The following is a 2,299-nucleotide window of genomic DNA, read 5'->3' on the forward strand; positions in this document are numbered from 1 at the left end:
ACGTGGGTCTGCGACGCGCCCTGGCCACCGGCCCGGACGAGGTCATCTCCACCGTCCTCGACGCGGGTCTGCGCGGCCGAGGCGGGGCGGGGTTCCCCACCGGCCGCAAGTGGGGCTTCATCCCGCAGGCCCCCGGCCCCGACGCCCCCGAGGACCCCGAGGCCTCCGACCCCGCCGCCAAGCCCCACTACCTGGTGGTCAACGCCGACGAGTCCGAGCCCGGGACCTGCAAGGACATGCCCCTCATGCTGGCCACGCCCCACGTGCTGATCGAGGGCATGGTGATCGCGGCGTACGCCATCCGGGCGTCCCACGCGTTCATCTACCTGCGCGGCGAGGTGGTACCGGTGCTCAGACGGCTGCAGACCGCGGTCGCCGAGGCGTACGAGGCCGGGTTCCTGGGGCGCGACATCCTGGGCAGCGGCTTCGACCTGGACATCGTGGTCCACGCGGGCGCCGGGGCCTACATCTGCGGTGAGGAGACCGCGCTCCTCGATTCCCTCGAGGGCCGTCGGGGGCAGCCCCGGCTCCGTCCCCCGTTCCCGGCCGTCGCCGGCCTCTACGCCTGTCCCACCGTGGTCAACAACGTCGAGTCCATCGCGAGCGTCCCGTCGATCCTCCACCACGGGCCCGAGTGGTTCCGCTCGATGGGTTCGGAGAAGTCCCCCGGCTTCACGCTGTACTCCCTGTCCGGGCATGTGGCCCGGCCCGGCCAGTACGAGGCACCCCTCGGCATCACCCTGCGGGAACTGTTGGACCACGCCGGCGGCATCCGGCAGGGGCACACGCTCAAGTTCTGGACCCCCGGCGGTTCCTCCACCCCGATCCTCACCGACGCCCAGCTGGACATGCCCCTGGACTACGAGGGATGCGCGGCCGAGGGCTCCATGCTCGGCACCAAGGCGCTGCAGATCTTCGACGACACGACCTGCGTGGTGAGGGCCGTGCTGCGCTGGTCGGAGTTCTACGCCCACGAGTCCTGCGGCAAGTGCACACCCTGCCGTGAGGGCACGTTCTGGCTGGTGCAGATCATGCGCAGGCTCGAGGACGGCACCGCGAGGGAGAGCGACCTGGACCGGCTGCTCGACATCTCGGACAACATCGTCGGCAAGTCGTTCTGCGCGCTCGGGGACGCCGCCGGCGCTCCCATCATGTCGTCCATCGCGCTCTTCCGGGACGAGTACCTGGCCCACATCCCCGACGGCTGTCCCTTCGACCACAGCCGCTCGACCGTCTTCGCCCGGACCGAGGAGGTGGCCCGATGACCCCCGACGACCGCGTGCCCAACAAGATCACCCCGCGCGCCGACGACACCGTCGCCGACCTGAAACCCGACGGGGACGAGGATCTGGTCACCCTCACCGTGGACGGTCGCCGGGTCTCCGTGCCCGCCGGCACGCTGGTGATCCGCGCCGCCGAACGCCTCGGCGTTCAGATCCCGCGGTTCTGCGACCATCCGCTGCTCGAGCCGGCCGGCGCGTGCCGCCAGTGCATCGTCGAGGTCGAGGGCGCCCCCAAACCCGTGACCTCCTGCACCACCCCGGTCACCGAGGACATGGTGGTGCGCACCCAGTTCACCTCCGAGATCGCGGACAAGGCCCAACGCGGGGTCATGGAGCTCCTGCTGATCAACCACCCGCTGGACTGCCCCGTCTGCGACAAGGGCGGTGAGTGTCCGCTCCAGAACCAGGCACTCTCCAGCGGCCACGGGCACTCCCGGTTCACCGAGGTCAAGCGCACGTTCCCCAAGCCCATCGCGATCTCGGCGCAGGTCCTGCTCGACCGCGAGCGGTGCGTGATGTGCGCCCGGTGCACCCGGTTCTCGGACCAGATCGCGGGCGACCCGTTCATCGACCTGATGGAACGGGGATCCCAGCAGCAGGTGGGCGTCTTCGGGGACGAGCCCTTCGAGTCCTACTTCTCCGGCAACACCGTCCAGATCTGCCCCGTCGGGGCGCTCACCGGTGCCGCCTACCGCTTCCGGGCGCGCCCGTTCGACCTGGTCTCGAGCCCCGGCGTCTGCGAGCACTGCGCCAGCGGCTGTGGGCAGCGGACGGACCACCGCCGCGGGAAGGTCCTGCGCAGGCTGGCCGGCGACGACCCGGACGTCAACGAGGAGTGGAACTGCGACAAGGGCCGGTGGGCCTTCGCCCACGCCACGCAACCCGACCGCCTCACCACCCCGATGATCCGCGGCCGGGACGGGGGCCTGGTCCCGGTCCCGTGGAGCACCGCGCTCGCCACGGCCGCCGCGGGGTTGTCCGCCGCACGCGGTCGCACGGGCGTCCTGACCGGCGGA

At 71.3% G+C, this 2,299-nt stretch carries 2 protein-coding genes; both read left to right on the forward strand.

Translation table 11 applies throughout. The features are described from left to right. A partial coding sequence (gene nuoF, locus G6018_RS03520) for an NADH-quinone oxidoreductase subunit NuoF (RefSeq protein WP_182638752.1) occupies positions 1-1,265 on the forward strand: 1,265 nt, incomplete at its 5' end. Next, a partial coding sequence (locus G6018_RS03525) for a 2Fe-2S iron-sulfur cluster-binding protein (RefSeq protein WP_241731390.1) occupies positions 1,262-2,299 on the forward strand: 1,038 nt, incomplete at its 3' end. The genes nuoF and G6018_RS03525, both read left to right, overlap by 4 nt.

Source organism: Dietzia sp. DQ11-44, assembly GCF_014145205.1.
GTDB lineage: Bacteria > Actinomycetota > Actinomycetes > Mycobacteriales > Mycobacteriaceae > Dietzia > Dietzia natronolimnaea.